Origin of the sequence: Psychrobacter sp. PP-21, from assembly GCF_033790785.1 — a bacterium.
Lineage (GTDB): Bacteria > Pseudomonadota > Gammaproteobacteria > Pseudomonadales > Moraxellaceae > Psychrobacter.
The window spans coordinates 1-4,090 of the sequence record NZ_JAMYEB010000038.1 but is presented as its reverse complement, the minus strand read 5'-3'; the positions used below and the strand labels follow the sequence as shown (position 1 = coordinate 4,090).

The 4,090-nt window shown below is 39.4% G+C and carries 4 protein-coding genes; 3 read left to right on the top strand and 1 reads right to left on the bottom strand.

Annotated features, from left to right (window positions below; translation table 11 throughout):
* The first annotated feature begins 504 nt into the window (after positions 1–504).
* Positions 505–708, top strand: coding sequence for a CsbD family protein (locus NJD71_RS13310; protein WP_319052385.1), 204 nt, complete (start codon positions 505–507; stop codon positions 706–708).
* 223 nt (positions 709–931) lie between these two features.
* On the opposite strand, the gene NJD71_RS13305 is transcribed toward NJD71_RS13310, so the two are convergent.
* Positions 932–2,146 carry an IS256 family transposase gene (locus tag NJD71_RS13305; protein WP_319052384.1) on the bottom strand — a complete coding sequence of 405 codons (1,215 nt, stop codon included), beginning with the start codon at positions 2,144–2,146 and terminating at the stop codon, positions 932–934.
* 674 nt (positions 2,147–2,820) lie between these two features.
* Between NJD71_RS13305 and NJD71_RS13300 the strand changes: the two genes are divergently transcribed.
* On the top strand, positions 2,821–3,489 hold the full coding sequence (locus tag NJD71_RS13300) for a hypothetical protein (protein WP_319052383.1): 669 nt from the start codon (positions 2,821–2,823) through the stop codon (positions 3,487–3,489).
* Between the two features lie 155 nt (positions 3,490–3,644).
* Entirely contained in the window at positions 3,645–3,965 is a 321-nt protein-coding gene (locus tag NJD71_RS13295; protein WP_319052382.1) for a hypothetical protein, read from the top strand.
* Positions 3,966–4,090: the final 125 nt, after the last annotated feature.

Below are 4,090 nucleotides of genomic sequence, written 5' to 3'. Positions count from 1 at the left end.
CTCATGTCTTTGTTTTTGACACTTTTAATCACTTGTGCTCGAAAATCTGCTGAATAGGTCATTTGTTCTTCTGCTATTTCGCTTGCTTTAAAATGATTGTATCTTATTTAAAAAGAACTGACTATATTTGATTGCGCTTATATTTCCATATCCAGTTTAATGCTATTACGCACAATAGACGCAATTTACGCTGCACTATCACAGCGTCCGTGTCGATAACACTTGGCGAACGTTCACTATAATTAAGTAACACTATAAACATAGCACATACAGACAGTCGAATTGAAAAGTCCTATATTTGATTTCACAAGATATTTGAAAATAACCAACTATACTTGTGAATCATAAATAAAATAATAATAGCTAGAATAACAATAAACAAAATAAAGATTTTAAAATAAAAATAATATAATAATAAATATCATCCAATAACAAAGAAGAAGTATTAGAAAAGAAGCGTTAAAACTAACCGAAGACAATAAGTTCAACAAAAGGAATAATACAATGAACGAACATACTCTAAAAGGCGAATGGAACCAAATGAAAGGTTCGGCTAAGCAAAAGTGGGCAGAGTTGACTGATGATGATCTCACCCATGTCGAAGGTAGCCGAGACAAACTAGTCGGTCGTGTCCAAGAGCGCTATGGTCATGCTAAAGAAGATGCAGAGCGTGAAGTAGACGACTGGCGCCGCGAAAACAAATACTAATTGGCTTTATTCAGAAAAATAGTAATTTCTTAATAAGAATAAAAAACCGCATATTAATATATGCGGTTTTTTTTACGTCGGATAAATATCAATAATCAAATAAATATTAACCGTCAAATAAAAGCTAGTTATTAAATAAAGACTCGTTATAAACCATCAATATTTTAGATAGTATATGCGTTTCGATAATTAGAGACCATCCCAGATTCTGTGTAACTGCCATTTAGATTAAATGCTTACTAATACGATCATCAAACATAATCATAAAGCGATTAAGAGCAGACGTCCAGTGTTGACTCGGCATCGACCACTTTTTGGATGCCTGCTGGGTGGCTAAGTACACCACTTTAAACGCTGCCTGATCAGACGGGAAGACCTTACGCTTATTCACCGCTGTCCGAATCACACTGTTTAGCGACTCTATCGCATTGGTGGTATAAATCACTTTTCTGATGTCTTTCGGATACTCAAAGAACACCGTTAAGCCCTCCCAGTTATTACGCCAAGACTTGACCACGTGCGGGTAATCTTTGCCCCAAGTCTCATCAAAGTGCTCAAGATTGGCCTCTGCCATCTCAAGGGTATCAGCGCCGTAGATGGCCTTTAAATCAGCCGCTACGGCCTTCTTATCTGTCCAAGGTACAAACTTCATGGAGTAACGTACCATGTGTACGATACACAGCTGAACCTGTGCCTTTGGATAGACGGTGTTAATGGCATCAGGGAAGCCCTTTAGACCATCGACACAAGCGATTAAGATGTCTTGTACGCCACGGTTTTGAAGCTCGGTAAGAACACCTAGCCAGAACTTAGCGCCTTCATTCTCTGAGAGCCACATACCAAGCAGCTCTTTTTTACCGTTAAGGTTAACGCCTAGGGCTAAGTAAATGGCTTTGTTGATGATCTGCTTGTCTTGACGTATCTTCACGACGATGCAGTCTAGATAGACAATAGGATAGATGCTGCTCAGTGGCCTGTTCTGCCATGCGGTGATGTCATCTAAGAGTTTATCCGTGACTCTTGAGACAAGAGAGCTTGATATATCAACGTCGTAGATGTCTTTGATGGTTTCGACAATTTCAGTGGTGGTTTGGCCCTTGGCGTAAAGAAATATGATTTTATCATCAAGCCCTGAGATACGGGTTTGATGCTTGCGCACAAGTGTAGGTTCAAAGTCACCATCACGGTCTCTTGGGGTAGATATCTCAAGATCGCCTGTGTCACTGCGGACGGTCTTTTTAGTGTGCCCGTTACGCTTATTAGGTTTATCCGCCTTTTCATGCTTGGGATAGCCGAGATGGTCTTCCATCTCAGCTTCTAAGGCAGTATCAATAAAGGATTGCATGAGCTGCTTTTGAAAATCTTTGATGTCATCGAAGCTTTTCATGCTACCAGCCATTTGCTCGGCCAGTTTTTTAATGTCAGATTGAGTAGTCATTGCTTATTCTCCGGTTAATGGATTATAAGCAGTTACACAGTTTTTAGGAAACTCCCGATAATTAAATAGTAATAACAATGAGCGTCATCCAGACACGATAAAACCGCATAGCAATTAATTGTTATGCGGTTTTATTGTTAACCATCCATGTTACCTATCGCGGACTAATTTCTATGCATCCTTGCACAAATAGTTAGTATATTGCGATACTGGGCATCCTGCCCTTATTACTACATTACAGCTCACTGTTAATTGCTGCTATCAGCAAAGGGTATGTGTCCTTACTTCAACTATCATTATCATCCTGATGGTGATAGCTGAATCATTATCCTTAATGCGGTCAACTCAATCCTTGAGTCACATTCCCTAATGCCGTGTGACTATAATGCCTAAATCTCACTCTCATGTTAAGTCGCGTAAACGTCATTGTGTGTAAGCATATGCTTACATCGATTGGATTATAGCAACGATTACAACTTACTAACGCAAATGACACTTAATATAAAGTTTTGCATCTTACTATAGATAATGTAAGAAAACATTTCTAGACGTACTTTCCGATGATAACAACTGTGAACTTTTAAACAAAGATTACCCTACCCAGCAGCCTATTTTTTTAATCAGTACCAGCATTTTACCTTATAGCCCTTTGAAACCTTATAGGATATCGAACTATGAAAACTATAAAGCCGTTCTCATTTAAGACCGCTTTATCTACTAGCCTTGCCCTTACGTTATCAGGTACAACTGTCGGTTGTACAGTAGTTGGTCCAGGCTATGATAACCAACGTGTATATCGTGTCGATAATAACCGTCAAAACGATAGTTTTAATCGTGTCAGCCAGCAATTACGTCAAGATCTGCGCCGCAAAGGCTATCAGGTGATGGATATTAGACCTGACAGTTATCGCGGCGAGCGCGCAATTACGGCTTTTGTCAAAAAGAACAACCAAGCTTATGAGGTCAAATATGCTTATCCTACTCTGAGACTCATCAACTCAAATAAGATAGCGTGGTCAAATAATGGTAAAAACAACAAGTACCAACGAGACAATGACCGATATAAAAAAGATAAGTACAAGGATGATGACAAATACAAAGGGAATAAACGCTATAAAAAAGGGGATGTCGAAGACAGTATCAAGAGAGAGTCACGTTACCCCGCTATCAAGCGCCGTGCGATCAACAAAGTCAGAGCGATGGGCTACCGTGTCGAAGATATAGATCTTGAAGAAAAGAACAAGCGCGGTGTCTTTGAAGTTGAAGCAAGACGCGGTTCACAGAAATATGAGATATTGCTGAGTTACCCAACTCTAGAGGTTATTAGAGTCAAAAAAGACTGATTGTGCTAATGCCGCCTTTATTAGAGCGACTCTATATATCTGTCAATCGAAGCAAAAGCAAATCATCAACTTTACTGACCTGAGTGTTGGCTAGATATCTTGAAGCATTGCAAAGCAATCTGTATTCAACAATGTCCTGTTATGAGAAAATTTTTATGAGAACCATATTACCTTTGGCACTAAAAAATGTAGTATCTGGTAGTATTGTTGCCGCATTACTAGTAGTAACAACTGGCTGTGTGACTACCCCTAATGGCTCCAATGTCTACGATGACATCTACGGAGATGTCTATAAGGACAGTAAAGATCACAAAAAGCACAAGAACAAAAAAGCTGACAAAAACGTCTCATCATCTACTATCGAGCGCCGAGCGGCTAGTAAAGTCAGCAGTATGGGCTACCGTGTCAAAGACGTTAAATATAAAAAGGGCGATCGTAAAATTAAAGTGAAGGCTGAACGTGGACGCGATGATTAGAGACCATCCCAGATTCTGTGTAACTGCCATTTAGATTAAATGCTTACTGATACGGTCATCAAACATAATCATAAAACGATTCAGAGCAGACGTCCAGTTACGGATTGGCATCGACCACTTTTTAG

Excerpts from the sequence above, each read along its gene's own strand:
- NJD71_RS13310 (WP_319052385.1), top strand. The coding sequence starts at position 505 with ATGAACGAACATACTCTAAAAGGCGAATGGAACCAAATGAAAGGTTCG.
- NJD71_RS13300 (WP_319052383.1), top strand. The coding sequence starts at position 2,821 with ATGAAAACTATAAAGCCGTTCTCATTTAAGACCGCTTTATCTACTAGC.
- NJD71_RS13305 (WP_319052384.1), bottom strand. The coding sequence starts at position 2,146 with ATGACTACTCAATCTGACATTAAAAAACTGGCCGAGCAAATGGCTGGT.
- NJD71_RS13295 (WP_319052382.1), top strand. The coding sequence starts at position 3,645 with ATGAGAACCATATTACCTTTGGCACTAAAAAATGTAGTATCTGGTAGT.